Raw genomic sequence first — 25,407 nt, 5'->3', positions numbered from 1 at the left:
GTTCTCTACCTATCCTTCTTCTTATAGGCCACGCAGTCGATCTCAACCTTGCAATCGACCATCATCGACGATTGCACACAGGCGCGCGCCGGCGGATGTTCGCCGAAATACTCCTGATAGATTTTGTTGAAGGTCCAGAAATCGCGTGGATCGTCGAGCCAGACGCCGACGCGCACGACGTCCTCGACGCCGTATCCGGCCTCATCGAGGATCGCCAGGACATTGACAATCGTCTTGTGGGTCTGGGCAATGATGTTGCCGTCGATGATTTCGCCATCTTCCATCGCAACCTGGCCGGAAACATACAGCCATCCGTCGGCTTCGACCGCACGTGCGAAAGGCAGCGCCTTGCCGCCGGCGCCCGTTTGAACAGTGCCATAGCGCTTGATCGGCATGCTGAAGTCCTTGCAAATTATTTTCTTGATAAGTTGACAAGTGACCATAGAAAGCAGAATTTGACCAGTGAAAAACGCCATTTATGAAAAGAATTTCAATCCGGGGCAGACATGCGCGATCCTTTCCAGAATCCTTTCCCGTCAGACAGCGCCCGGCATGCCATCTGGGAAATGCTCGTTCCGCGCGATATCGATGCGTTTCTGGCGGCCGATTGGTCGATGGTGGAGCAGGACTTCGTGGAAGAGGGCTTCATCGGTATCGACGCCCAGAAGCAGGTCAGCCCCGACAGGTGGCGCCTGGCATTTCCGACGCTGTCCGCCTATCGCCAGGAATGGCTGAGGCAGGCAGAGGATTTTGCCAAACAGAGTTTCGCAGAAGATGCGCGCACGGCGATCTTCACCACGACGACGCTTGAGGATATCGAAATCGAAGGCGACATGGCGCTTGTCCGCAAGAAATTCGACGGCAGCATTTCCAAGCCTGACGGCACCCGAGACGTCATGCAATGGCAGACGCTCTATTATTGCAGGCTTCACCAAGGACGCTGGAAAATCTCAGGTTTCACCGGCTACCTGCCGAACCCGATGGGTTGACGCGGGGCCGACAACACGAAGGCCACTTTCTTGCGCATTTTCACGGCAGCATTGGCGACGGAAACCAACACCTTTTCCCCGATCTGCGTGGATCGTCGCGCATTCGAAGCCTCTCTCTATGCCCCGCCCGGCCAGCATCCCGAAACACCAACGCTCTGCACCGCGCCGATCACCGTCGGAAGGCGCGTCACCCGAGAAAAGGGCTGGGAACTGATCGAGGGAACCGCCACCTGGGCCGACCCCGCAGGCCTCGTCAACCGGGCAACCTACGAGGAATTGCGTGACGAAATCCTCGGCCAACTCCGTGCGGCAATGCCTGTCGACGCCGTTGTCATGGGCCTGCACGGCGCCATGGTGGCAGCCGGATACGAGGATACCGAAGGCGATCTCCTGTCGCGCATCCGCGAGATCGTCGGGCCCGATGTCCTCATCTGCGCCGAACTCGATCCGCACAGCCATCTCACCGCAAAACGCGTCGCCGCTCTCGATTTCGCCGTCTATTTCAAAGAGTTTCCGCATACGGACTTCGTCGACCGCGCCGAGGACCTTTGGCGCATTGCGGTCGAGACGCTCGAGGGCCGGATCAAGCCTGATATGTCGGTGTTCGACTGCCGGATGATCGACGTCTTCCCGACATCGCGCGAGCCCATGCGTTCCTTCGTCGACAAGATCATGCAGATCGAGAAGGATGATCCGGACGTCCTGTCGATCTCGGTGATCCACGGCTTCATGGTGGGCGACGTTCCCGAAATGGGAACGAAGCTGCTTGTCGTGACGGATGACAAGCCGGAGAAGGGCGCGGCTTTGGCGCGTGAACTCGGCCTCGAGCTATTTTCGAAGCGCGGCACCTTCATGGTCCCGCAGATCGACGAGAAGGAAGCCGTCACGCGCGCGCTTGCCGCAACCGCTTGGCCGGTTGTCATCGCCGATGTCTGGGATAATCCGGGTGGCGGCACGGCAGGGGATGCGACGGTTATCCTCGAAGAGCTGATCGCCCGCGGCGTCACGAATGCCGCGATCGGCACCATCTGGGATCCGGTGGCCGTCCAGATCTGTTTTGCGGCAGGCGAGGGGGCGGAAATTCCACTGCGCTTCGGCGCCAAGTCGGCACCCGGCACCGGCAATCCCGTCGACGGCACCGTCAAGGTCATCAAGCTGGTGAAGAATGCCGAGATGCAATTCGGCGAGAGCCTCGCACCTTTCGGCGATGCCGCACATATCGTGCTTGACGGCATCGACATCATCCTCAATTCGACACGCGCTCAAAGCTTCGATCCGAGCCTTTTTTCGGCGATGGGCATCGATCCCGCCAGGCAGAAAATCCTGGTGATCAAATCCACCAACCACTTCTTCGCGTCCTTCTCGAAGATCGCGGCCGAGATCCTTTACTGCTCGGCCGGAACGCCCTATCCCAATAATCCGGCGACGACGCCGTACCGGCGGGCACCGAAGACCATATGGCCGATCATCGCCGATCCACATGGACCAGAACGCGGAGCCGCCTAGATGCATGACAACAGGTTTGCCGTCATCGCCAAGGCAGGCGACAGGATCGCCGATCTCTCGACGCCGCGTCCTGTGATCGACGAAGACAGGCTGGCTGCAAACATAGACCGCGTTCAATCCTATATGGATCAGCACGGGCTGAACTTCCGCCCGCATATCAAGACGCACAAGATCCCGGCTCTCGCCGTCGCGCAGGTTGCCGCGGGCGCCAAGGGCATCAATTGCCAGAAGGTGACGGAAGCCGAAGTCTTTGCCGAAGCCGGCTTCGAGGACATCCTCATCACCTTCAACATCCTGGGACCGCAGAAGCTCGAGCGCCTGGCCAAGTTGAACGAGAGAATTTCGGCCCTCAAGGTCGTCGCCGACAGCGAAGTGACGGTCGACGGGCTCGCGGCGCATTTTTCCGGCCACAAGCCGCTGAACGTACTGGTCGAATGCGATACCGGCGGCAGCCGCTGCGGCGTGCAGACGCCGGGTGAGGCGGCCTCGCTCGCCAGGCGCATCGCCGCGGCCGACGGTCTCACCTTCGGCGGCATCGTGACCTATCCGAAACCGCAATCGGCGGCCGCCGTCGAAGCCTTCATCGCCGAGACGCTCAAACAGCTGACATCGGAAGGCATAAGCTGCGCCATCATCAGCAACGGCGGAACGCCGAGCCTCTTCGAGGCGCATCTCGTTACGTCGGCCACGGAACACCGCGCCGGCACCTATATCTACAACGATCGCCAGATGGTGCGCATGGGCCATTGCACCGAGGACGAATGCGCCATGCACGTGCTGGCAACCGTCGTGTCCCGGCCAAACGCCGACCGCGCCGTCATCGATGCCGGGTCGAAGGCGCTGACATCGGATCTTCAGGGTTTTAGCGATTACGGCCTGGTCGTCGGTTATCCCGAGGCGAAGATCAGCAGCCTCTCGGAAGAACATGGCGTCATCGATCTTTCGAACTGCACCGGCCCCCGGCCTCAGATCGGCGAGAAGCTCTTCATTATCCCGAACCACACCTGCGTGGTGTCCAACCTGTTCGACACGATGGTCTTCCATCGGGGCGGCATCGTCACCCGCGTCGAGGATGTCGCGGCCCGCGGTCTCGTCTGGTAGGAGCCGCTGCCGATTGAGGGCGAAATGGCCCTGATTGCCGAAGGCAGCGGTTATCGGTGAATTACTCGCGGTCAGGCGGCTCCTGGCGTCCAAATAGCAACAAGCGGACGTCATGCGCCAGTCGGGGAAGCTGGCAGCGTGAGATACGCACCTTCTCGGAAGCGAACGTCCGGATTAGTGTGCCCCTCAGAGAGCGGACATTCTGGGCCATAGCGTGCCTAACTCACGGTTTTACATGTCACAACACACGGTGCGACAGTGGTGGTAAAGAAAGCTGCCGATCCAGCTGAAAGCGAGTGGCTGCAGCAAGCAAGAGCTGGTGACACATCGGCATTCGACCAGCTCATGAAGCCCTATCGCAAACTGCTACACACTCATTGCTATCGCATGCTCGGCTCGCCCTTTGATGCCGACGATGCTCTGCAGGAGACACTGCTCGGTGCATGGCGTGGCCTAGGGTCTTTCGAGGCGCGCAGTTCGCTCGGCACGTGGCTCAACAGCATCGCCACGCGCATTTGCCTTCGCATGATTTCGAGACGCCCTCCGCGTCTAGCTTCAGGCGATCTCGCCCCGCCGCTTCGGTCCACTGCCGAACTGGGCGAGCCGGTGCAGGGTCCCGTGTGGCTGGAACCAATGCCGGATAGCGAACTGCTGTACGGGGGTGCGGCCAACGAAGATCCAGCAGCGATACTGCTGCGTCGCGAACACATAGGACTTGCATTCGTTGCCATGTTACAGCACTTGCCCGGCACGCAACGCGCCGTCCTCCTGCTACGCGAGGTGCTTGGGTACTCGGCCATCGAAACCGCCGATATCCTTGGAACCACCGTGGCCTCGGTCAACAGTGCGTTGCAGCGCTCTCGACAAACGGTGAGGGCAAAGAAACCCGCAACCGTGCAGTCTAGTGAGATGCTGCAAGTTGATCCGCAGGAGCTCGAACTCCTGCTGCAATCCTTCATATCCGCTTGGGAAAGTCGCGACGTAACAGCAATGGTGAACCTACTAGCCGACGATGTCCGCTTTACAATGCCGCCGCTGCCGGCATGGTTCAGTGGCCGCGAGTTTGTCGGAAAGTTCTTCGCAGAACGCGTGTTCGAGACTCCCTGGCGGCTCCACTCTTTACGCGGCAACGGCCAGCCCGGATTCGCCTGCTATCTGAAGCAAACTGGTGACGACCGATTCCGGCCGGGTGGCGTTGTGCTGCTGAGTGTGTATGACGGCCACATTGCTGCGATCGACAGCTTTCTTGACCCTGCAGTCTGCCGCCGGTTCGGAATGCGCGACGAGTTTCACCAGGAATTTTTCGCCACGGAGCGATGAGTTTCCGCATCGCTATGTCTCTAAGGGAACGACAGGCCCGAAAGGTTCGGGACTGCATCACTCGTTCAGTAGAAGGACATTTGCGATGGCCAAGCTCGTCGTCAGCATTCTGAGTTCCCTCGACAACTACTGCGCCGGCCCGGATGGCCGGCTTGACATGCTGCCAATGGGGGAGGCGTTTGATGCCCATAACCTTGAACTCTTGCGCAAGGCGGGCACGCTGCTCTTCGGTGCAGTCACGTTCCCGATGTTCGAGGCCTATTGGCCGAATGTCGATCGCAGTCCGACCAACGACCCGGTGCAACGCGAGATCGCCGAGCGTGTCGACGTAGCACGCAAGCTCGTCGCCAGCGACACGCTGGTTCTGGCGAAAACGTCTCCTTGGGCCGGCACCGAGGTGGTGAGCAGGACACGCGTGCATGCGCAGATCGCTGAACTCAAGGCTCAGGCCGGTGACGACCTGCTGATCTTTGGCAGTCGCATTCTCTTCAATGACTTGCTTGCGCATGGCTTTGTCGACGAGTTTCACCTTCTGGTGGGCAACGTCGTGTTGGGTGAGGGCGTACGTACATTCGAGCCTGGCTTGAATCCACCATTCAAACTGCTGGGCCAGCGCCAACTCGCGGGCTCAGATATAGCAGCCTTGCACTACGACTGCGGGGCGCACTGACGCGTCGCTGGATCACCACGCATTGCGGTTGTTTGCGGACGCCGTCGGGGCGTCCGCCTTGCCGGAGCAACTGGAACAGTTCGATGAATGCTTTTCAGCATAGGCGAGTAGCGCGGGGTCGGGAAACTCGCCTCGGAGGGCAGGACGAACCGCTGAAACGGAGCAGGTCAATTCAAGCCGCCGTCGGATTGATCACGTTCATATCGATTTCGGTCAGTTCGACGCGCCGCTCGAAGGCTATGCCCGCCTCGTCGAAGAGGTGGCAGTCCGCGGCGTTGATGCCGGTCGCAACCGGCGCGTCCGCGCGGATGCCGACGCTGCCCGGCAGCATGGCGCAGAAATTCTCGGACTCTCCGTTGAGCGAGGCGTAAGCGACCGTATTTGCCCCAAGGCGCTCGATAACAGTCGGCGTCACCTTGAAGACGATATCGCCGCCGCCAAGCTGGATATGCTCCGGCCGGATGCCGAGCGTCAAAGCCTTGCCGGCCATGCCGTCGCGCGGCGTCACCGGCAGAACAGCTGTCTGGCCTTGATAATCCACCTCGACGCCATTGGCGCTGACGCCCTTGCAGGTCACGGGAAGAAAATTCATTTTCGGATTGCCGATGAAGCCGGCGACGAACTGGTTTGCGGGCTTGTGATAAAGCTCCAGCGGCGCCCCCGTCTGGGAGATATCACCGGAATCCAGCACGACGATACGGTCGGCCATGGTCATCGCCTCGACCTGGTCGTGCGTCACATAGATCATCGTCGCCTTCAACTGCCTGTGCAGCTTGGCAAGCTCGATACGCATGTCGGCGCGAAGTGCTGCGTCGAGGTTGGAAAGCGGCTCGTCGAACAGGAATATCTTCGGTTCGCGCACGATGGCGCGGCCGATCGCGACGCGCTGGCGCTGGCCGCCGGATAACATGCCGGGTTTCTGCTGCAGCCGCTGTTCGAGGTGAAGGATGCGTGCCGCGTTTTCCACCTTGGCCTTGAGTTTTTCCTCTTCCATCCTTTCGACCCGAAGCGGGAAGGCAATGTTCTCGAAGACTGTCATGTGCGGGTAGAGCGCGTAGGACTGGAACACCATGGCGATGCCGCGCTTGACCGGCGGCAGATCATTGACCCTGATACCATCGATGACGATGTCGCCCGCGCTCGTCGCGTCGAGACCGGCAATCATCCGCAGCAGGGTGGATTTGCCGCAGCCTGACGGCCCGACGAAGACGACGAATTCGCCGTTCTTCACATCGAGCTGCACGCCCTTCAGAACTTCGTAGTCGCCATAGAATTTCTGAACTTTGTTGAGAAAGAGCTGTCCCAAAAATCTGTCTCCACCGGCGGCCTTCGTCGCACATTCGATCATCGCGACTGCATAATTCCGAAATCGGATTCGATCTAAGGAATTAGACAGTAATTCAAGGTGTTACAGCGCCGCACTCAGAAAAGGCATGCGGCGCTGCAGGAAGGATCGCGGGCTGTTGCCGTCCGCGATCCCAAGGTTCCAAAGAGACTTACTTGAACGCCTCGACTTCGCCGGCGGCCTTCTTGAGTGCGGCCTCCGGCTCGGCCTTGCCCGTCACAACGGACTGGATCATCTCGATCATCGAGTTCTGGAAGCCCTTGTAGTCGGTGAAGAGCGGCTCGGGACCACCATAGCTGATGCCGTCGATCAAGGGCTTCCAGTAGGGATCCTTGGCGACGAATTCATCGACCTTTGCAGACGGCCGCAGCGGGGTGAGGCCGGCGCCGCCCTGCAGTTCGTATTCCGACTGCACATCGGGCGAGGTGATGAACTTGGCGAATTCCGTCGCCTTGTCCTCGACCCCCGAACCCTTGAAGATCGCCAGGCTGTCGGTGATCAGCAGCGTGCCGGGGCCTTTGGCGTCGGGGCCGAGCGGCAGCGTCGTGATGCCCCAGCTGATCTTCGTCGCCTTCAGGCGGTCGGCTGCACCCGAGCCTGCCTGGATCATGGCAACCTTGCCGTCGAGGAAGATGGCGCGGACTTCGTTCTGCTCATAGGCGGTCGGGCCTTCTTCGGAGTAGGGGACGATATCCTTATAGGCCTTCAGCGCGGCGAGAATCTGCGGGCTGTCGAGCGTGACCTTGCCGTCGGCATCGATCACCGAGCCGTTGTTGGTGTAAACCCAATGCATGAACTGGTGCATCGTGTTGTCGAAGGTCTTGGCGGAGAGACCGAAGCCCGGAATGCCGGTCTTTTCCTTGATGGTCTTTGCCATCTCGATTTCTTCAGCCCAGGTCTTCGGCGGCGTCTCGGGGTCGAGGCCGGCCTGCTTGAAGAGATCCTTGTTCCAGTAGAGCGCCTTGGTGGAGAAGGCGATCGGAACACCCCACTGCGTGCCCTCGAAGGTCACGGTGTTGACGATGTTCGGATAGTAGGTCTGCTTCTCGTCATCCGTCATCGGCACCGGAACGATAAGGTCGTTCTGCGCGAATTCCTTCAGCGTGCGCGAGCCGACATAGGCCATCGCCACCGGCGTGCCGGCGGCAGCGAGCGTCGTTGCCTTGTCCTGGCACTGTGCCCATCCGACGACCTCGGGGGCGACCTTCCAGCCGGTGTTCTTTTCTTCCCACTGCTTGATGTATTTGGTGTGGACCGGGTCGATCGTGTCGCCGCAATAGATCCAGCTGATTTCCTTGTCGGCTGCCTGGGCAGTGACGGCGGTCAGTGCCGTCGAACCGAGCAGGGCGAGCGCCATAAGGCCTGTCTTAATGGTAATGCTCACGTCGTGACTCCCATTCTTGTGTTAGCTGTTCACTCGTTTTTTGGTCTTATTGTTTCACCGCACCGGCGGTCAGCCCGCCGACAAGGTAGCGCTGAAGGAAGAAGATGACGACCATCGCCGGCGCGATACCGACGAAGGAAGCCGCCATCAGTTCGTTCCAGATGACCTCCTGCTTGCCGAAGTAAGCAAAGAGCCCCACCGGCAAGGGCATGTATTCGGTCTTCGAGTTGAACGTCAGCGCGAAGATGAATTGCTGGGCGTAGGCGCCGATGAAGGTGGTGATGGCGACGACGATAATCCCCGGCATCGCAATGGGCAGGATGACCCGGCGCAGCGTGTAGAAATGGCTGGCGCCATCCATGTAGGCCGCTTCGTTGAGTTCCTGCGGAATACGGATCATGTAGGTGCGCAGCAGCCAGATCGCCGAGGGGATCAGGAAGGCGACGCCCGGCACGATCATGGCGAGATAGGTGTTGAGCACGCCCATGCTGCGCATCAGCCGGAAGAGCGGGATCAACAGCACAGCGCCGGAGAACATGTTCACCGTCAGGAAGGCGCCGAGCAGGATGCCCATGCCCCTGAATTCGAACTTCGCGAAGGCGTAGGCGGCCGGAATGACGAGGCCGAGCACGATCAGCGTGACGATGGTCGAGATGAAGAACGAGTTGAAGATATAGCGCCCGAAGCCCGGTACGCTGATCCACATCGTCCGGTAGGCTTCGAAGGAGCCGTTCTCCGGCCAGAAGCGATAGGGCGAGGAGAAGAGCTGGCTGAGCGGTTTCAGCGACACCAGGAAACCTTCGACGAAGGGCGACAGCACGAAGAAAAGAAACAGCGCGATGCCGCAATAGATCAGGATGATTTCCCACCAGCGGTAACGGTCGATCATGGCTGCATTGCTCATGCGCGTTTCTCCGGATTGAGGCGGCGGGTGACGCGGAAATAGGCGAAGCAGAAGAGCGACAGGAAGATGCAGATCAAAACGGCGCGCGCTGCACCTTCACCGTATTTCTTCGAGCCGATCGCCGTCTGATAGGTGTCGATGATCATCGTCGTCGTCTCGCCGCTCGGCCCGCCCTGCGTCAGGATCCAGATGATGTCGAACGAGTTGAAGGTGGCGATCAGCGAGAGCATCGACATGGTGATGATCGCCGGCACCATCAGCGGCAGCGTGATGCGGCGAAAGCGGTACCAGCGGCCGGCGCCGTCTGTCCAGGCGGCCTCGTAGAGATCCTTCGGAATGGATTGGATCGCCGCCAGGAAGTAGATCGTCACCAGCGGCACGCCGATCCACACGTCGGTGATGATCGTTGCCCAGAAGGCGGTGTTTCCATAGGCGAGGAAGGCGACAGGGCCGTCGACGAGACCGAAGCGCTGCAGCATGCCCGATATCATCCCGAACTGGCCATTATACATCCAGCCCCACATGAAAATGCCGATCGCCATCGGCACGATCCATGGCGGCATGGTCAAAAGCCGGAACAAGGAGCGGCCGGGGACCGCGGCATTCAGCATGCATGCGCCGAAGGTGCCGATCACCATTTTCAGGGCGACCGAGAAGAACGTCCAGATGAAGGTGCGGATGATGACTTCGGCAAACCGCTCGTTGAAGATCTTCTCGTAATTGACCCAGCCGACCCAGTTGGTGGTCTTCCTGAGGGAAGCGTCGGTGAAAGAGAGAATGAAGGTATCGACCAGCGGATAGGCGACGATCGCGAGAACATAGAGCACAGCCGGAAGAAGAAGGATACAAGCGAAGATGAAGGTGCTTCTTTGAACACTCATCTTGCCGCCCTCCTCAAGCCGCTCTCGCGTGAAGGGCTTCGTCGAAGCGGTCCCAGATGGGACGCAGATCGACGACCGTTTTCTTCATCCTCGCTTCGTCCATCGCCAAGGCGAGGATGCCGGCTTCGAGCGCATTCAGGGTGGAAACAGGAAGTTCGAGCCCGGTGCGCACGCTTTCGAGCAGGTCGCTCGCCATCTGTTCATCGGCGCCGTAGTGCTGGGAGAGCTCGGTGGCGGCATATTTGTTTTCGACCACCTTGTTGCCGGTCAGCTGTTCGTGAACGTCGAGATAGCCGCGAACGAAATCGCCTTCGGCCATGCCGCGCGAACCCATGATGGCGAAACGGCGGAATTGGTCGGGCACGTTCAGATTGGTGTGGAAGTTCATCCCCACGCCATTTGCATATTCGACGATCGCGACCTGATAGTCGATGATATCGGCATCGCTGTCGAAGACCTTGTCCGATCCCATCCATCCGCTCGGCTTGCGGTGGAAGAGCTCGAGGTCGTTGATGCCCTCGCGCGCCGGGTCGTTGGCCGGAATGAAGCTCTTGCGGCCGCCGAAACTTGCGACACGCTCCGGCCGTGCGCCGGCGACGCCATTATAAAGATCGAGGTCGTGGCAGCATTTCTCCAGCATGAAGCTGCCGGAATAGCGCTCATAGCGGCGCCAGTCGCGCATGAAGAAGGCGCCGTGATAAGGCTCGATATGTTCGGAAGCCTCGATCGACACGATCTGACCAAGCTTGCCCTCGGCCTGGATGGCGCGGAGATCCTTGTAAAGGGGAGAATAGCGCAACACGAGACCGACCATCAGTCGCTCATGGCCGAATTTTGCCATCAGATGGGCAAGTTCGATGCTTTCGGCGATCGTCGTGACGATCGGCTTTTCGCAGAAGACCTTGAGACCGGCTTGAAGCCCGAGCCTGATATGGTCGAGATGCAGGTGATTGGGGGAGCCGATCATCAGCAGATCGAGCTTTTCGGAGGCGAGGAGCTCCTCCGGCGAACCATAGGCCTTGCCGACTGAAATTCCCTTTTCCGTCAATCCGGGAAGTCCGGCGGGTTCCGGATCCACATAGCCGACAATGTCGAAGCTGCTATCGATTGCCTTGAAAACATAGCCGAGATAGCCGAGCCGGAATCCTAGCCCGATGATTCCCACTTTCATGCCGATCAGGTTCCCATTTAGTAATTTATTTTCTTTAAGTTGGGACAAAAATCCGGAGGCGTCAATAGAAAACGGGCATCGAAGCGCAAGCATGAAATTAATTTTCATAGATCGATAGCCGGCGGTCGATTGTTGGCTGCGACCGGGCGGACGCGGATTGTATAAGCGAAGTGTGCGCGCCGCTTGAAGTAGGGGCGGCGAATTCAACGCCGGTCGCCGCAGGCAGCGATCGCCCCGGCAAGCACACGCGGGACTCGCGAAATGTTGAAAAGACTCGTGAGTTTACGTGTGTAGGATGATGCGAGACCCGAAGGCACGGAGGAGCCATCATGACCCGTATGACAGCCAAGGATTTCCCTCAGGAACTTCTCGAACTCTACGATTATTACGCGCATGGGAGAATTACCAAGCGCGAGTTTCTCGACCGGGCCGGCAAATTCGCCGTCGGCGGCGTTACGGCAGCTGCCATTCTTTCATCGCTGAGCCCTGACTATGCGCTGGCGACCCAGGTCGAGTTCACCGATCCCGATATATCAGCCGAATACATCACCTATCCCTCGCTAAAGGGAAATGGCGATGTCCGCGGCTATCTCGTCCGCCCCAAAAACGCGACCGGCAAAGTCGCGGCCGTGGTGGTCGTTCACGAGAACAGGGGCCTGAACCCCTATATCGAAGATGTGGCGCGGCGCGTGGCAAAGGCAGGTTTCATCGCACTTGCGCCGGATGGCCTGACATCGGTCGGAGGCTATCCCGGCAACGACGAAAAGGGGCGGGAACTCCAGCAGAAGGTCGACCCGGAAAAGCTGATGAACGACTTCTTCGCGGCGGTCGAATTTTTGATGCAAAGCGATCTCACCACCGGCAAGGTCGGCATCACCGGCTTCTGCTACGGCGGCGGCGTCTCCAACGCCGCGGCGGTCGCCTATCCGGAGCTTGCCGCAGCCGTGCCCTTCTACGGCCGGCAGCCACGCGCCGAAGACGTACCGAAGATCAAGGCGCCGCTGCTTCTCCATTATGCCGGGCTGGACAAGGGGATCAACGAAGGCTGGCCGGCCTATGAAGCTGCGCTGAAGTCATCAGGAAAAACATTCGAGGCCTACGTCTATCCTGACGTCAATCACGGCTTTCACAATGATTCCACACCCCGATACGACGAAGCGGCAGCCAAGCTCGCCTGGCAGCGGACGGTCGACTGGTTTACGAAATACCTCGCCTGAGAAGGCCAGACTTGAACGAGCTGCGGCGGGGAGCCATTCCCCGCCGCTTTTCGTCCCGCGGCTTGTCAAGCCGACTGATGACCTGTGATCAGGCTCCAGAAGGGATCGTCGCCAGACAGGTTTTCCAAATCGGCAAGCCCGCGAAGCTGCAGGAAAGAGGTGCCGGACACATTCCGATTTCCCCAGCGCAAGCAGTCCATGAATTTGACTTCACGTTCATGAACGCTCATCGGCGCTTCGAGCGATCCCTTCGCATGCAAGCGGGACTTGTTCAAAATGCGCCCGTCGCGCATCGTGACCGTAACGACATGCGGGAGGCGCTCCACGCCTTTTTCCTCATCAGCCGAATAGGACTGCATTTCGACGCGCGGCATGAATTCCCGGATTTCCGCTCGCCCAATCTCCTGCCGTGTAAAATCCGAAAGGCCAAGGGAGCCTTTGAGGAAAGCTGTCGCCAGGCAATATTGCATTGAGAAGCGGGCCTGCATCTCGTCGGCGGGATCGGGATAAGCGAGATTTCGGGCAGCGGATATGCCGACTTTCGTCTCGATCCTGGTAATGTCGTCTGCCAAAAGCCCATGCTCCTGCTTCAGATCCAGAAGCGCATCGATCGCCCGATGGGTCGAGGCGCAGCAGGGATGGCGCTTGGTCACCACGCCCCGGCTTTCGATGATATGCTCCTCGTAGAATATCAGGTCGTCCCAGCCCTTGGCATCATCGCCCCCGAAAAGATCGAGGAAACCTTGCGGCCGCTCGAGGATATCCGGCCGCCCACTCATGCCCGCCAGCGCCATGCGCGCCGCATCCACGGCATTGCGCGCGGCAATGCCGGCGTGAAGCGGTTTGGCGGCCGTGCCGAACTGCCCTTTCGGGCCGCAGGCGAAGCTCGTCGCAAGGCTCATCGCCGCGACTAAGCCGTTTTTGTCGGCGCCGAGAAGCTGCGCTACGCCAGCCGCGGCCCCCATGCTGCCGACCGTCGCCGTTGCGTGCCAGCCTCTGTTGTAGTGAGAGGGATTGACGCCGTAGCCGACCGCCGCCTGCGCTTCCAGCCCGGCCAGGTAGGCCTCGAGAAACCGTCTTCCGCTTGTCACCTTGCCACGCGTCAGAACCGCCAGCAGCGCCGGCACCAGCACCGCGGAAGCATGCGCCCTCGCCGGATGAAAATTGTCATCGAAATCGAGCGCATGAGCCGCCGTTGCGTTGATGAGTGCGGCGAAAGAGGGCGATGCGGAGCCGCCGGTGACGAGCCGCGCTGCGCCGCCTCCGGCGATTTCCCCGTCGAAAGCGCGGGTGAGCGCGGCAACGCTTTCATCGCCGCTGCCTGCAATCATGCAGCCGATGGTGTCCACCACAGCATCTCTTGCCCGGTCCATGGCGAGGTCTGAGAACGTCGTACGCGACAAGAGCTGTTCCGCGATCTTCCGGAGAATGGTGGCCATTGACGAAAGTCTTTCCGTGAGTTTGGTTCTCAGCGGAAAATGTTCAACTTTCCGCAGGTCCGCAATCTTATGCGGTTTGCGGGTAGGGCTATCGATGTTGGAGATAGAATGGCGCGAGACACGAGTGCGGCGATCAGCCTGAAGCATATCGAGGCCTATGACGCCATCGCCGCGACGGGCTCGACGATCGCTGCTTCCGTCGAGCTTGGGATCTCGCAATCGAATGCCAGTCGCTTGTTGCAGCAACTGGAAGACTATCTCGGCGTCCGGCTTTTCGACCGGGAAAAGAACCGGCTTCAACCGACCCGCGAGGGGCTGCAGCTCGGCCCGGAAATCCGTGCCATTTCCGACCGGCTACGCGCTTTGAAAACCGCGGCGATGGAGCTCGAGAGCGGTCGATCGCGCGAGATCATGCTGCGGCTCGCCTTTCCCTCCAGTCTTTCCTCGACACGCATTCCGAAGATGCTGAAGAACTTTCTCGCAGCGAATGGTCCGATGCGCGTCGAAGTCGCGTCCGGCAGCTATCTGGCAATAGAGCGGATGGTGGCCGACGGCGAGGCCGATCTCGGATTCGCGCGTCTGCCGCTGATGAGCCCGGGATTGAAACAGGAGAAGATCCTGTCGTCGCGGGTCATTTGCGCCCTGCACAAGGATCATCCCAAGGCCGGCAGCCGCCAATTATCGGTCGGCGACCTGAAGGGGCAGGATCTGATCATGCTGAACAGGGAGCGACCGGTTCGCCATGAACTGGAGGCATTGTTCTACAAATCCGGCATCCGCCAACGCCCCCTGCTCGAGGCGCATTCGGTGGCGAGTGCCTGCGCGCTGGCTGCACAGGGGCTCGGCATTGCACTGGTCGGCGAGATCATCGCCCGCGAATATGCGACGCTGCCGCTGCAGTTCATTCCGCTCGAACCAGAACTGCCGGTTGCCTACGCGCTGATCAGCGGAGAGAAATTTCCGATGCCCAAGGCCGCCAGCCTCTTCCTTCAAAGCATTTCGGACTGGGCATGATGACGGTGCCTGAACCGTCCCGGGGGATCGCGAACGCATGAATATCAAGCAACTGGAAGTCCTGCGCACGCTTCTGGCGACGGGGTCGACGATTGCCACGGCAAAGACGATGGGGCTCAGCCAGTCCGGCGTCAGCCGCCTCCTCCAGCAGCTCGAGGCAGACCTTTCGATGTCGCTTTTCGTGCGCGACAAAGGCCGTCTCATCCCCACCCCCGAGGCTCTGCTTCTTGCCCGCGATGCCGAGAACATCTTGCTGGCGGTCGATCGGATGTCGGGCCACGCTGAGGACTTAAGAAGCGGCGCCGCCGGCCCGGAGATCGTCCGCGTCGGCCTGCCGAGCAGCATGTGGGAGCATTTCGCGCCGGCAATGCTGGCCGATTACATCAGCGATTTCCCCGGTGTGCGGATCGAAACCTTCTTCGAGACGACGACCGCGATCAACAAGCTCGTCGAGCAGAGGGTGATCGATTTCGGCTTTCTGCGCATGGAGGGCGAGAGCGGACCGGGCATCGAGGTCGAGCGCGTCGCCACCGGCGAAAGCGTCTGCGTCGTTCCGAAGGATCATCCTCTTGCGAAACTGGAGGAAATCACGGTCAGAAATTTGCGCGACGTGCCCCTCATTCTGATTGGCCGCCAACGGCCGAACCGCATGGCGCTCGATCAGACCTTCCGGCGGGCCGGCGTCAAGCAGATCGTCAAGATCGAGACGCATACCAACAGCTCCGCCTGTTCCTACGTCGCGCATGGCCTCGGGGTCACGATCATCAGCAGCTTTTATGCCAATCTCTATCGCCACCTGCCGGTGGTTCACCGTCCTTTCGTGCCGCGCGCGACCCAGGAATTCGGATTGGCGAGGGCGGTCGGGACGCCGCTGTCGATTGCCGCTCACGCTCTCAGCGACGCCTTGAAGCGACAGATCCAGATTTCGCAAAAAGACATTTGAAATCAAACTTTTAGCCGAAACTCTTATGCCAACGCAGCCGCTTTGGTTGCGGTCGTATTCCGCATAGACTTATGACGGAATCGCATAATATTGCGGATATTTCTTCATTCGATCATAGTCTGCGGCAACGAAACCGATGGCGCCGGGCACTGTCCGTCGCCCATCGCGGGGAACAAAAATGCTGAAATTCGTTCTAAACCGCCTGTTGATGGCATTGCCGACGATCGTCCTCGTTTCGGTGACCGTCTTCACGCTGATCCGCTTCATACCCGGCGATCCGGCGGCGCTGATGCTGGGTGATATGGCCGAGCCGGAGCAGATCGCGGCGATGCGCTCGGAACTCGGCCTCGACAAATCGCTGCCGGAACAGTTCCTGATCTGGAGCGCCAATGTCGTCCAGGGTGATTTCGGCCGCTCGATCGTCAATGACGAGCCGGTTCTGCCGCTCGTCGCATCGCGCTTTCTGGTCAGCGCCGAAGTCGTTGTCGTCGCCGTGCTTCTGGCGAGCCTCATCGCCGTGCCGGCGGGTGTCATCGCCGCCTGGCGGCAAAACAGTCTGACGGACCTGGCGCTGGTCGGCACGGCCACGATCCTGCTGTCAATCCCGACATTCTGGCTCGGCCTCCTGCTTCTGCTTTTCTTCGGCCTGAAACTCAGCTGGCTACCGGTCCTCGGCTATGTCTCGATCGGCAGCAACGTCACCGGCGGCCTGCTTTACCTCGTGCTGCCGATCATGACCCTGGTCATTCACGAGATGGGTGTGTTGATCCGCATGGCGCGCGCCTCGACGCTGGAAGTGCTGCGTCTCGACTATATCACCCACGCCCGGGCCAAGGGGCTTTCCGAGAGCGCCGTCCTCTGGCGGCACGCCTTCAAGAATGCCTTCGGCCCAACCTGGACAGTCATCGGTCTGATCCTCGGCAATCTGCTCGGCGGCATTGCCGTCATCGAGACGGTCTTCACCATTCCGGGGCTCGGGCGACTGATGGTCGACAGCATTTTTGCCCGCGACTACCCCGTAATCCAGGGTTGCCTGCTGTTCGTCTCGCTTTCCTATGTGCTGGTCAATTTGGTCGTCGACCTGCTCTATCCCTTGTTCGATCCGCGGGTAGTCGCCGAATGAAAAACGTCACGTTCAACGGCTTCATCGGCAGTATTCTGATTGCCGCACTGCTGATCTCCGCCGCGATCGGGCTTTTCTGGACCCCCTATGATCCGATGAAGCTCGGCTTCACCACACGGCTGGCGGCGCCAAGCAGCGCTCACTGGCTCGGAACCGACGAATTCGGCCGCGACGTGCTCAGCCGCCTGATCGTCGGCGCCCGGGCGAGCGTCTGGATCGGCACCTTGACGGTCACATTCGCGACGGTCTGCGGCACGCTGATCGGTCTCGTCAGCGGTTACGCCCGCGGTTGGATCGATGCCGTCATCATGGCCGTCAACAATGCACTTCTCGCCTTTCCAGGCATCCTTCTGGCGCTGGGATTGCTCGCCGTCTTCGGCGCCAACCAATATGGCATCATCTTCGCGCTGGGCATTGCCTATTCTCCCTCCATGGCCCGCGTTGTCCGGGGTGCCGTCCTGTCGCTGCGCGAGCGGGAATTCATCGAGGCCTCCAAGGTGATGGGCAATGGCGAGATCTACACCATGTTCCGCCATATCCTCCCCAATTGCATCGCCCCGATCACCGTGCTGGCGACCTCAATGTTCGGCTGGGCGATCCTTTCGGAAAGCGCGCTCAGCTTTCTCGGCCTCGGCGTTCCGCCACCGGCGCCGACCTGGGGCAACATGCTGGCTGCCGGGCGACCATTCATCGAGCAGGCTGTCTGGCTGGGTCTATTCCCGGGCCTGGCGATCGCCCTGACGCTCCTCGGCATCAATCTTCTGGGCGACGCTCTTCGGGACAAGCTTGATCCGCGGATGAGGGGGCTGAAATGACCAATAGAACACTTTTGAATGTCCGCAACCTGACGCTTCAGGTCACCGGAACCGGTGTGCAGGTCGTCAAGAAGGTCAGCTTCGACATCGCGCCGGGCGAGATCTTCGGCATCGTCGGAGAAAGCGGATCGGGCAAGACGCTGGCAACACGCGCCCTGATCTCGCTGCTGCCGGCGCCCATCAAGGTGATCGGCGGCTCCGTTGCCTACAAGGGACGCGACGTGCTTTCCATGAACGGCGCGCAATTGCGCCAATTGCGTGGTGCGGAAATCGGTGTCGTCTTCCAGGAGCCGATGACCTCGCTCAATCCCTCGATGACCGTCGGCCGCCAACTCGAAGAAGGGTTGCAGCTGCATACGAAACTTTCGAAGGAGGAACGGCGCAGCCGGATCCTCGACATGCTGAACCGGGTCGGGATCCGCGACCCCGCCGGGGCGCTTACTTCCTATCCGCATGAATTCTCAGGCGGCATGCGCCAGCGCATCATGCTGGCATCGGTGATGCTGCTGAAGCCGGCGCTCCTGATCGCCGACGAGCCGACGACGGCGCTCGATGCCGTGATCCAGCGCGATGTCATGGAATTGATGGTGGAACTGACACAGGCGGAAGGCACCGCCGTGCTGCTGATCAGTCACGACCTGCCGATGGTTGCGCGCTACACGAACCGCATCGTCGTCATGGAAAAGGGCATGATCGTCGAAGAAGGACGCACCGCCGATCTGCTCGACGCACCGCAGCGCGCCTATACGAAGAAACTGCTTTCCTCCGTGCCGTTTCGCGGAGAGACGCGGACGATCGACAAGACCAGGGCGCCGATGGTTTCGGCGCGGGATATCGTCGTCGATTATGCGGGCCGGCGGTCGCTGATGAAGAAGGCAACGCCGAAACGGGCGCTGCATGGCGTCAGCATCGATATCCACGAGGGCGAAGTCGTGGCGCTTGTCGGCGGTTCGGGTTCCGGCAAGACCACGCTCGGCCGCACCATTGCCGGACTGGTCCGCGAGAGCGAAGGCGATATCCGGTTCAAGGGACGCAGCCGCGACGACGACTGGATGGATTATCGGCTGAATTGCCAGATGGTGTTTCAGGATCCTTATTCCTCGCTCGATCCGCGCATGACCATCCTCGCGCTTGTGGAAGAAGCGCTGCGGCTCGTTCCCGATCTCGACGCCATGGCTAAGCGCAAGCGCGCCTTGGAGACGCTGGAGGAAGTCGGGCTTGCGGCCGACTACGCCGGGCGCTACCCGCATGAGCTTTCGGGCGGCCAGCGGCAGCGCGTGGCGATTGCCCGCGCCATTGCGCGCCGGCCGAAATTCCTGATTGCCGACGAACCCGTATCGGCGCTTGACGTGACGGTCAGGGCGCAGGTGCTCGAACTCCTGTCCGATCTGCAAAAACGCTACGGCTTTTCCTGCCTGTTCATCAGCCATGATCTCGGCGTGGTCGAACAGGTGGCCGATCGCGTCGTCGTCATGCAGGACGGCCGGATCATCGAGGAGGGCGACCGCGATACGGTTTTCGACAGCCCGAAGGAGGCCTATACGCAAAGGCTTCTCTCGGCCATCCCCGCTCTGGACCACAATGCTCAGGGCGGCGTGATCCTCAAATGGCGCCTGGAGAACTGACATGACGACGATAATTGAACCCGCAAAGCTTGCCGAGCGATTGAACGCGATCTGCGATGCCCAGCCGTTCGTGACGCGCTTCATGGTGCGTGCGCTTGGCAGCGGCGAAACGATCGGCAGAGGCGCCGACGAGGAAACCCCTTCGGCCAGCACCCGAAAGACCTCGATCATGATGGCGGCCCTGAAGGCCGCGCATGAAGGCCGTCTGGATCTGGACGAACGGATCACCTACGAAAAACGTTTCGCCGAGGAAGTGGCGAGCGGGATGTTCCGCTATCTGACGCCGGGTATCGTCATATCGCTGCGCGATGCCATCACCGGCATGATGGTGCTGAGCGACAATGTCTGCACCAAGATGGTCTTCGAAAGGCTGACGCTCGAAGAGGTCGACAGTTATTGCAAGTCGATCGGCATGACGGGCACCAACCATCGCTTCCTCATCCCTCCCTTGGCGCTGTCGCCCGATCATTCATTGAAGGCCGTCACCACGACGACGGCGCGGGATCAGGTCTATCTGCTGCAGACCATCCTGGATGCGCAGGATTCGCGGGAAGCCGCGGACCGGCTCGGCTGCTCGCAGGCGCTCAGCGCCTATGCGCTTCAAACCCTGAAGAACCAGATCCTGCGTTATGCCATTCCCTCCCGGCTGCCCTTCGGTGTGCTCGTCGCCCACAAGGGCGGCACGGGAAAGCGCGGCCGCATGAATGCCGGTATCGTCTATCGCGACGGGTCCCCCTTCTACATCATCGCCGCCTATACCGACGACGTGCCGCAGGAGATGCCGGACGGCACCCCCGGCTACACGGTCGCGCTTGAAACCATCGGCAGGCTTTCACGCGCCTGCTGGGATGAATTCCAATCCTAACGATCATAAAAAGAGGGTAGAACAATGCATAAGCTTCTTCTTGCAGGCACCATGTTGATGGCGATGACCGGCGTGGTCGACGCCCGCGACATCGTCGTGGCTCAAAGTTCCGATCTGCGCAGCAACAATCCGGGCGTCAATCGCGACGGCAATACCGATGGCGTCATCCTGCATATCGTCGAAGGGCTCGTCGGCTATGCCAACAACGGCGAGGTCAAGCCGCTGCTGGCAAAGAGTTTCGAAGTCTCGGCGGATGGGCTGACCTACAGCTTCAAACTGCGTGACGACGTCAAATTCCACAACGGCAAGACATTGACCGCCGATGACGTCGTGTGGAACTGGAACCGCTATCTCAAACCTGAAACGAAGTGGACCTGCCTTCCTGACTTCGACGGCAGCGGATCCGTGCATGTTACGGGGGTCAAGGCAGTCGATGCTTCGACCGTCACCATCACGCTGGAAAAGCCATCCGCGGTTTTCCTTGGCCTGATGTCACGCCCCGAATGCGGTTACACCGGGATGATCTCGCCGGAATCGGTCGGCGCGGACGGAAGCTTCATCAAGCCGATCGGCACCGGTCCCTTCAAATGGGATGAATGGAAGAAGGGCGAGTATATCCATCTCGCCAAGTTCGACGATTATGTCTCGCCAGAGAATGACGGCAAGCCCGACGGCATGGTCGGCTCCAAGCGCCCTCTCGTCGATGGCATCAAGTTCATGGTCATTCCCGATGCTTCGACCGTAAAGGCCGGCCTTCAGTCCGGCGTGCTCGACACCGCGGAGATTTCGCCGGATCTCATTCCCGAATTCAAGACGAGCGACACGATGCAACTGATCGTGGCGCGCAACAACGGCAAAAACCTCTTCTACATCCAGACGCGCGACAAGGTTCTGAGCAATCCCGGGGTGCGCCGAGCGATGGCGATGGCGCTCGATCTCGACCAGCTCGTCGAGGCCGCCTCCAACGGCACCGGCGCAGCCAACGGTTCCATGGTTTCGCAAGACTCGCTCTATTTCGACGATGTCCAGAAGGAGCGTCTGCCCTACGACATCGAGGCCGCGAAGAAAGAGCTTGCGACGGCCGGCTATAAGGGCGAGCCGATTACCATCATCGCCAACAAGCGCAGCAACGTGCCGAGCTTCCCGGCCGCGGTGATGGCGCAGGCCATGATGCAGCAGGCAGGTCTCAATGTGCAGATCGAGGTGCTCGACTATGCGACGCAGGTCGACCGCCGCCGGTCCGGCAACTACCAGATCATCTCGCAATCGGTCGCGCCGCGGCTCGATCCGGCGCTGATGTACGGCTTCTATGTCGGCAACAAGGACAAGAATGCGTCCTTGATGTGGGATGATCCGAAGGCAGTCGAATTGATGAAGGCCGCCTATGCGGAACCCGACCAGACGAAGCGTCAGGCGATCTTCGACGAGTTTCACACGCTGATGCTCAAGGAAATGCCGGGCATCTTCCTCTATGACATGGTCGATGTCTGGGGCGCGACCAAGAAGCTGAAGGGCCAGCCCGTCTGGCAATCGAATGCCCGTCTTTGGGAAGTTTCGCTCGACAATTGAGCCTGAACTGCCGCGCCCGGTGGGTCGGGCGCCGCCATCCCACTTCGACAGTCAACAGGAGATCCGGCAGGCAGTCTGCCGGGTCCGGTGCAACACGTCCCTGTGGCGGCAGGGCAGACAGCGAGGAATACCATGAATCTTGACGCGATCAGCTCCATTGCCGCGACGGTCGAAAAGATGAAGCCGGATTATATCGCTCTCAGCGACAGTATCTGGGATTTCGCGGAGTTGAAGTTCGAGGAACGGCGTTCGTCGCAATTGCTGGCAAGGACGCTTGAGGAAAGCGGTTTTGCCGTGCGCCGCGGCGTGGCAAGCATGGAAACGGCCTTCATCGGCGAATCCGGCAGCGGCAAGCCGGTGATTGCTTTCCTCGGCGAATTCGATGCCCTGGCCGGAATGAGCCAGGCCGCCGACGTCGCCGAGCCTCTTCCCGAGGCGGCGGGAGCAACCGGTCACGGCTGCGGGCACAATCTGCTTGGCGTCGGATCGCTGATGGCGGCGGTTGCGCTTGCCCGCCACCTCAAGGAGAACAACCTGCCCGGAACAGTGCGCTATTACGGCTGCCCGGGAGAGGAGGGCGGTTCCGGCAAGACCTTCATGGTTCGCGCCGGCGCATTCGATGACGTCGATGCCGCCCTGACCTGGCATCCGGCTCCATTCAACGGTGTTCGCTCGACGAACAATCTTGCCGTACTCGAATATTACTATCGGTTCAGGGGTGTAGCGGCACATGCGGCGAACAGCGCCCATCTCGGCCGTTCGGCGCTCGATGCGGTCGAGCTCATGAATGTCGGCGTCAATTTTCTGCGTGAACACATGCCGCAGGATTGTCGCGTTCACTACGCGATCACCGACACCGGCGGCAGGGCTGCCAATGTCGTGCAGGCCAGCGCCGAGGTTCTCTATCTGATCAGGGCGCCTGACATGCCGCAGGCGCTTGAGCTTGCCGGGCGCGTCGAGAAAGTTGCACGAGGTGCGGCGATGATGACCGAAACCGAGGTCGAGATCGTGTTCGACACGGCCTCGACGAACCTTCTTCCCAACATCACGCTTGAAACGGCGATGCACGAGAACATGGTCGCGCTCGGGCCGATAGCCTTCGACGAGGCCGACATCGCTTTCGCCAGGAAAATCCAGGATACCTTCACGCAGGAAGCGATCAGGAGCAGCATCCGTCTCTATCAGATCAAGGGTGATGTGTTCTCCAACGCCAAGGTCGATGGCTCGACGCCCTTGCACACCGGTCTGCGCGATTTCGAGGGACAATCGCATTTCCGGGCCGGATCGACCGATGTCGGCGATGTCAGTTGGGTGACGCCGACCGCGCAATGCTGGGCGCCAGCCTGGGCGATCGGCACCAATCCCCATACCTGGCAAGTCGTCGCGCAGGGAAAAAGCCCGGCCGCGCACAAGGCCATGGCGCATGCGGCCAAAACGCTTGCCGCGACGGGCTTCGCCCTGATGTCGTCATCCGACCTCCTGGCAGCCGCGAAGGCCGAGTGGCGGGAAAAGACCAGCGGCAAAGCCTATGTGTGCCCGATACCCGACGATGTGATGCCTGCATCGGTTCACAGCCGGTAGTTCCCGTCTCCGTCGGCTGTGAGAGCGACCTGCATCGCACCCGCTTGCAGGATCCCATAAAAAAGCACTAAGGGTATGGAAGTCGAAAGCGCGGAACTGAGGCATTCACCGCTTTCGAACCTCCAACACCTCGGAAAAGGCAAAGATGACAAGCTCCGAATGGCGGGTGGGAGTGCTTTTTTCCAGAAGCGGAATTAGCGAAATTACGGAAACCGAGCACTTTCTTGGCACCGCACTTGCGATCGAGGAAGTCAATGCGGCGGGCGGCGTGCTTGGCAAGCCCATCGTTCCGATCGCCTATGATCCGGGCGGGGATCAAACCGCTTATCGCAATCTGGCCCGGCGACTTCTGGCCGACGACGACGTCAACATCATTTTCGGTGCGTCGATGTCAGCCAGCCGAAAGGCGGTGCTGCCGATCGTCGAGCGGCACAACGGACTGCTGTTTTATCCGTCGATGTATGAAGGTTTCGAATATTCGGAAAACGTGGTCTATACCGGCGCCACCCTCAATCAGAACACCTTCGCGCTCGCGGAATACCTTCTCCGCCACCATGGACGCCGCATCCTCTTCGTCGGCGCGGATTATATTTATCCGCGCGAATCCAATCGGGTGATGCGGGATGTGGTGGAGGCAAAGGGCGGCGAAGTCGTCAGCGAACGATATCTTCCTCTTCATGCCGACGAACAAACCTTGCGTTCGGTTATTTCCGATATCGTCCGTCTCAAGCCCGATGCCATCTTCTCGACGATCATCGGCCGGCCAGCGCAGCGTTTTTACCGCATGTATGCCGAGGCGGGAATCGATCGAACGCGGGTTCCGATTGCCAGCCTGACCATGGCCGAGAGCGAGATTCGCGAGATCGGAGCCGACGCCTGCACCGGCCATATTCTGTCTGCGACCTATTTCCAGACGGTCGAGAACGAGGCGAATGAGCGCTTCGTAGGGGCATTCAAAGCCCGCTTCGGCCAGGACTTCACCACCAGCGTCTGGTCGCAGCCGGCCTATGCGCAGGTTCACCTTTTCGCCCGAGCGCTTGCCCGGGCCGGCTCGCTCGAAACCCATCGCATTTCCGAGGAAATTCTCCTGGAAGACTTTCTTGCTCCGGAAGGCCGGATCAATTTCGACGCCGATACCCGCCACCTCTGGCTGCATCCCCGCATCGGCGTGGCGCGCCCCGATGGACTTTTCGACATTGCCTGGCAGGCGCCTGGCCCGATCCGGCCGGATCCCTACCTGACGGCTTCGCGGTTCGAAGACGTTTGGCTGGAGGCCTGAGATGGCGGGACCGAGGAGGATCGTTCAGGATCTGCGGCGCGCACGCGTTCTGGTCGTCCATCCGCGCGACGAGGACGGCGACGTGCTTATCGCCCACCTCAAGCGCCTTGGCTGCGAGGTCCGGGCGACATGGCCGCTTCCGCCAGCCTTGCCTCCTGACGTAGACACCGTCTTCCTGCATGTCGAGGATGTGCACGTCGAGCACGCGCTGCAGATTATCGATCTCCAGCAGACGGCGATCATCGCCATCGTGACATATGAGAGCCCAACCGCCCTCCAGGCGATCATCGATCTCAATGCTCACGGCGTTATCAGCAAACCGTTGCGGCCGCTCGGCATCCTCACGCAATTTGCGCTTGCACGTTATCGGCATGGCTACGAAAAACGGCTCGCCGGCAAGGTGCAGAAACTCGAAGAAACCTTGAAAAGTCGCCGGCTAGTCGAAAAAGCCGTTTCGGCGTTGCGGGTGATGAATGGTCTCGACGAGGAGGCGGCCTATAAACTCTTGCGCGATCAGGCGACGTCAAAGCGCGTTCCGATGGCTACGATCGCCGAATCCATCATTGCCGCGCAAGACACCATGAAAAGCCTCGGACTTTCCATCAGCGCAAAAACTCAACCTTAGGTCGCTGAACCTGTGCACCCTGAAAATGCCTGCTAAAGCGG

At 60.3% G+C, this 25,407-nt stretch carries 23 protein-coding genes; 16 read left to right on the top strand and 7 right to left on the bottom strand.

What is annotated here, in order from left to right:
• Positions 1-5: 5 nt before the first annotated feature.
• Positions 6-395, bottom strand: coding sequence for a RidA family protein (locus OLZ32_RS04555; RefSeq protein ID WP_003548020.1), 390 nt, complete (start codon positions 393-395; stop codon positions 6-8).
• Positions 396-506: 111 nt separating this feature from the next.
• Between OLZ32_RS04555 and OLZ32_RS04550 the strand changes: the two genes are divergently transcribed.
• From OLZ32_RS04550 to OLZ32_RS04530, 5 genes are all read left to right on the top strand, one after another.
• Complete coding sequence (locus OLZ32_RS04550) at positions 507-989, top strand: hypothetical protein (protein ID WP_017992051.1); 483 nt, start codon at positions 507-509, stop codon at positions 987-989.
• 30 nt (positions 990-1,019) lie between these two features.
• On the top strand, positions 1,020-2,495 hold the full coding sequence (locus tag OLZ32_RS04545; RefSeq protein WP_003548016.1) for a M81 family metallopeptidase: 1,476 nt from the start codon (positions 1,020-1,022) through the stop codon (positions 2,493-2,495).
• Positions 2,496-3,596: a D-TA family PLP-dependent enzyme gene (locus OLZ32_RS04540; RefSeq protein ID WP_264419736.1), complete on the top strand. Its 1,101-nt coding sequence runs from the start codon at positions 2,496-2,498 to the stop codon at positions 3,594-3,596.
• A gap of 261 nt (positions 3,597-3,857) precedes the next feature.
• A complete protein-coding gene (locus OLZ32_RS04535; protein ID WP_264419735.1) occupies positions 3,858-4,916 on the top strand; it encodes an RNA polymerase subunit sigma-70 in 1,059 nt (352 codons plus the stop codon).
• An 85-nt stretch (positions 4,917-5,001) separates the two neighbouring features.
• Complete coding sequence (locus OLZ32_RS04530) at positions 5,002-5,586, top strand: dihydrofolate reductase family protein (protein ID WP_264419733.1); 585 nt, start codon at positions 5,002-5,004, stop codon at positions 5,584-5,586.
• A 172-nt stretch (positions 5,587-5,758) separates the two neighbouring features.
• Here OLZ32_RS04530 and OLZ32_RS04525 read toward each other — a convergent pair whose 3' ends face one another.
• From OLZ32_RS04525 to OLZ32_RS04505, 5 genes are all read right to left on the bottom strand, one after another.
• On the bottom strand, positions 5,759-6,892 hold the full coding sequence (locus OLZ32_RS04525; RefSeq protein WP_026160314.1) for an ABC transporter ATP-binding protein: 1,134 nt from the start codon (positions 6,890-6,892) through the stop codon (positions 5,759-5,761).
• 190 nt (positions 6,893-7,082) lie between these two features.
• The gene (locus tag OLZ32_RS04520; RefSeq protein WP_017992055.1) at positions 7,083-8,288 is read right to left on the bottom strand and encodes an ABC transporter substrate-binding protein; all 1,206 of its coding nucleotides are present in this window, start codon (positions 8,286-8,288) and stop codon (positions 7,083-7,085) included.
• Between the two features lie 73 nt (positions 8,289-8,361).
• Positions 8,362-9,219, bottom strand: coding sequence for a carbohydrate ABC transporter permease (locus OLZ32_RS04515; RefSeq protein ID WP_003547996.1), 858 nt, complete (start codon positions 9,217-9,219; stop codon positions 8,362-8,364).
• Complete coding sequence (locus OLZ32_RS04510) at positions 9,216-10,100, bottom strand: carbohydrate ABC transporter permease (RefSeq protein WP_017992057.1); 885 nt, start codon at positions 10,098-10,100, stop codon at positions 9,216-9,218. The genes OLZ32_RS04515 and OLZ32_RS04510 overlap by 4 nt, the downstream gene beginning before the upstream one ends.
• A 13-nt stretch (positions 10,101-10,113) precedes the next feature.
• Positions 10,114-11,271 (bottom strand): Gfo/Idh/MocA family protein, encoded by a 1,158-nt coding sequence (locus tag OLZ32_RS04505; protein ID WP_003547991.1) that lies wholly within the window; start codon positions 11,269-11,271, stop codon positions 10,114-10,116.
• A 329-nt stretch (positions 11,272-11,600) separates the two neighbouring features.
• On the opposite strand from OLZ32_RS04505, the gene yghX reads away from it, so the two are divergent.
• Positions 11,601-12,488, top strand: coding sequence for a YghX family hydrolase (gene yghX, locus OLZ32_RS04500; RefSeq protein ID WP_264419730.1), 888 nt, complete (start codon positions 11,601-11,603; stop codon positions 12,486-12,488).
• 65 nt (positions 12,489-12,553) lie between these two features.
• On the opposite strand, the gene OLZ32_RS04495 is transcribed toward yghX, so the two are convergent.
• On the bottom strand, positions 12,554-13,927 hold the full coding sequence (locus tag OLZ32_RS04495; RefSeq protein WP_264419728.1) for an MmgE/PrpD family protein: 1,374 nt from the start codon (positions 13,925-13,927) through the stop codon (positions 12,554-12,556).
• Positions 13,928-13,966: 39 nt separating this feature from the next.
• Here OLZ32_RS04495 and OLZ32_RS04490 point away from each other — a divergent pair, with 39 nt between their 5' ends.
• From OLZ32_RS04490 to OLZ32_RS04445, 10 genes are all read left to right on the top strand, one after another.
• Positions 13,967-14,941, top strand: a complete 975-nt coding sequence (locus OLZ32_RS04490) for a LysR family transcriptional regulator (RefSeq protein WP_264419726.1) — start codon at positions 13,967-13,969, stop codon at positions 14,939-14,941.
• Between the two features lie 37 nt (positions 14,942-14,978).
• Positions 14,979-15,884 (top strand): LysR family transcriptional regulator, encoded by a 906-nt coding sequence (locus tag OLZ32_RS04485; protein ID WP_264419724.1) that lies wholly within the window; start codon positions 14,979-14,981, stop codon positions 15,882-15,884.
• A 178-nt stretch (positions 15,885-16,062) separates the two neighbouring features.
• Positions 16,063-17,007 carry an ABC transporter permease gene (locus OLZ32_RS04480; protein ID WP_003547980.1) on the top strand — a complete coding sequence of 315 codons (945 nt, stop codon included), beginning with the start codon at positions 16,063-16,065 and terminating at the stop codon, positions 17,005-17,007.
• Positions 17,004-17,822, top strand: coding sequence for an ABC transporter permease (locus OLZ32_RS04475; protein ID WP_264419722.1), 819 nt, complete (start codon positions 17,004-17,006; stop codon positions 17,820-17,822). The genes OLZ32_RS04480 and OLZ32_RS04475 overlap by 4 nt, the downstream gene beginning before the upstream one ends.
• Positions 17,819-19,447 (top strand): ABC transporter ATP-binding protein, encoded by a 1,629-nt coding sequence (locus OLZ32_RS04470; protein WP_264419719.1) that lies wholly within the window; start codon positions 17,819-17,821, stop codon positions 19,445-19,447. The genes OLZ32_RS04475 and OLZ32_RS04470 overlap by 4 nt, the downstream gene beginning before the upstream one ends.
• A 1-nt stretch (position 19,448) precedes the next feature.
• Complete coding sequence (locus OLZ32_RS04465) at positions 19,449-20,312, top strand: class A beta-lactamase-related serine hydrolase (protein ID WP_264419716.1); 864 nt, start codon at positions 19,449-19,451, stop codon at positions 20,310-20,312.
• A gap of 24 nt (positions 20,313-20,336) precedes the next feature.
• The gene (locus tag OLZ32_RS04460) at positions 20,337-21,881 is read left to right on the top strand and encodes an ABC transporter substrate-binding protein (protein WP_017992063.1); all 1,545 of its coding nucleotides are present in this window, start codon (positions 20,337-20,339) and stop codon (positions 21,879-21,881) included.
• A gap of 132 nt (positions 21,882-22,013) precedes the next feature.
• Positions 22,014-23,462: a M20 family metallopeptidase gene (locus tag OLZ32_RS04455; protein ID WP_264419713.1), complete on the top strand. Its 1,449-nt coding sequence runs from the start codon at positions 22,014-22,016 to the stop codon at positions 23,460-23,462.
• 145 nt (positions 23,463-23,607) lie between these two features.
• The gene (locus OLZ32_RS04450; protein WP_264419711.1) at positions 23,608-24,741 is read left to right on the top strand and encodes a transporter substrate-binding domain-containing protein; all 1,134 of its coding nucleotides are present in this window, start codon (positions 23,608-23,610) and stop codon (positions 24,739-24,741) included.
• 1 nt (position 24,742) lies between these two features.
• Entirely contained in the window at positions 24,743-25,366 is a 624-nt protein-coding gene (locus OLZ32_RS04445) for an ANTAR domain-containing response regulator (protein WP_264419709.1), read from the top strand.
• Positions 25,367-25,407 lie beyond the last annotated feature (41 nt).

The sequence above is a fragment of the Rhizobium acaciae genome, assembly GCF_025941625.1.
Lineage (GTDB): Bacteria > Pseudomonadota > Alphaproteobacteria > Rhizobiales > Rhizobiaceae > Rhizobium > Rhizobium acaciae.
This window is presented reverse-complemented; position numbering and strand designations above follow the sequence as displayed.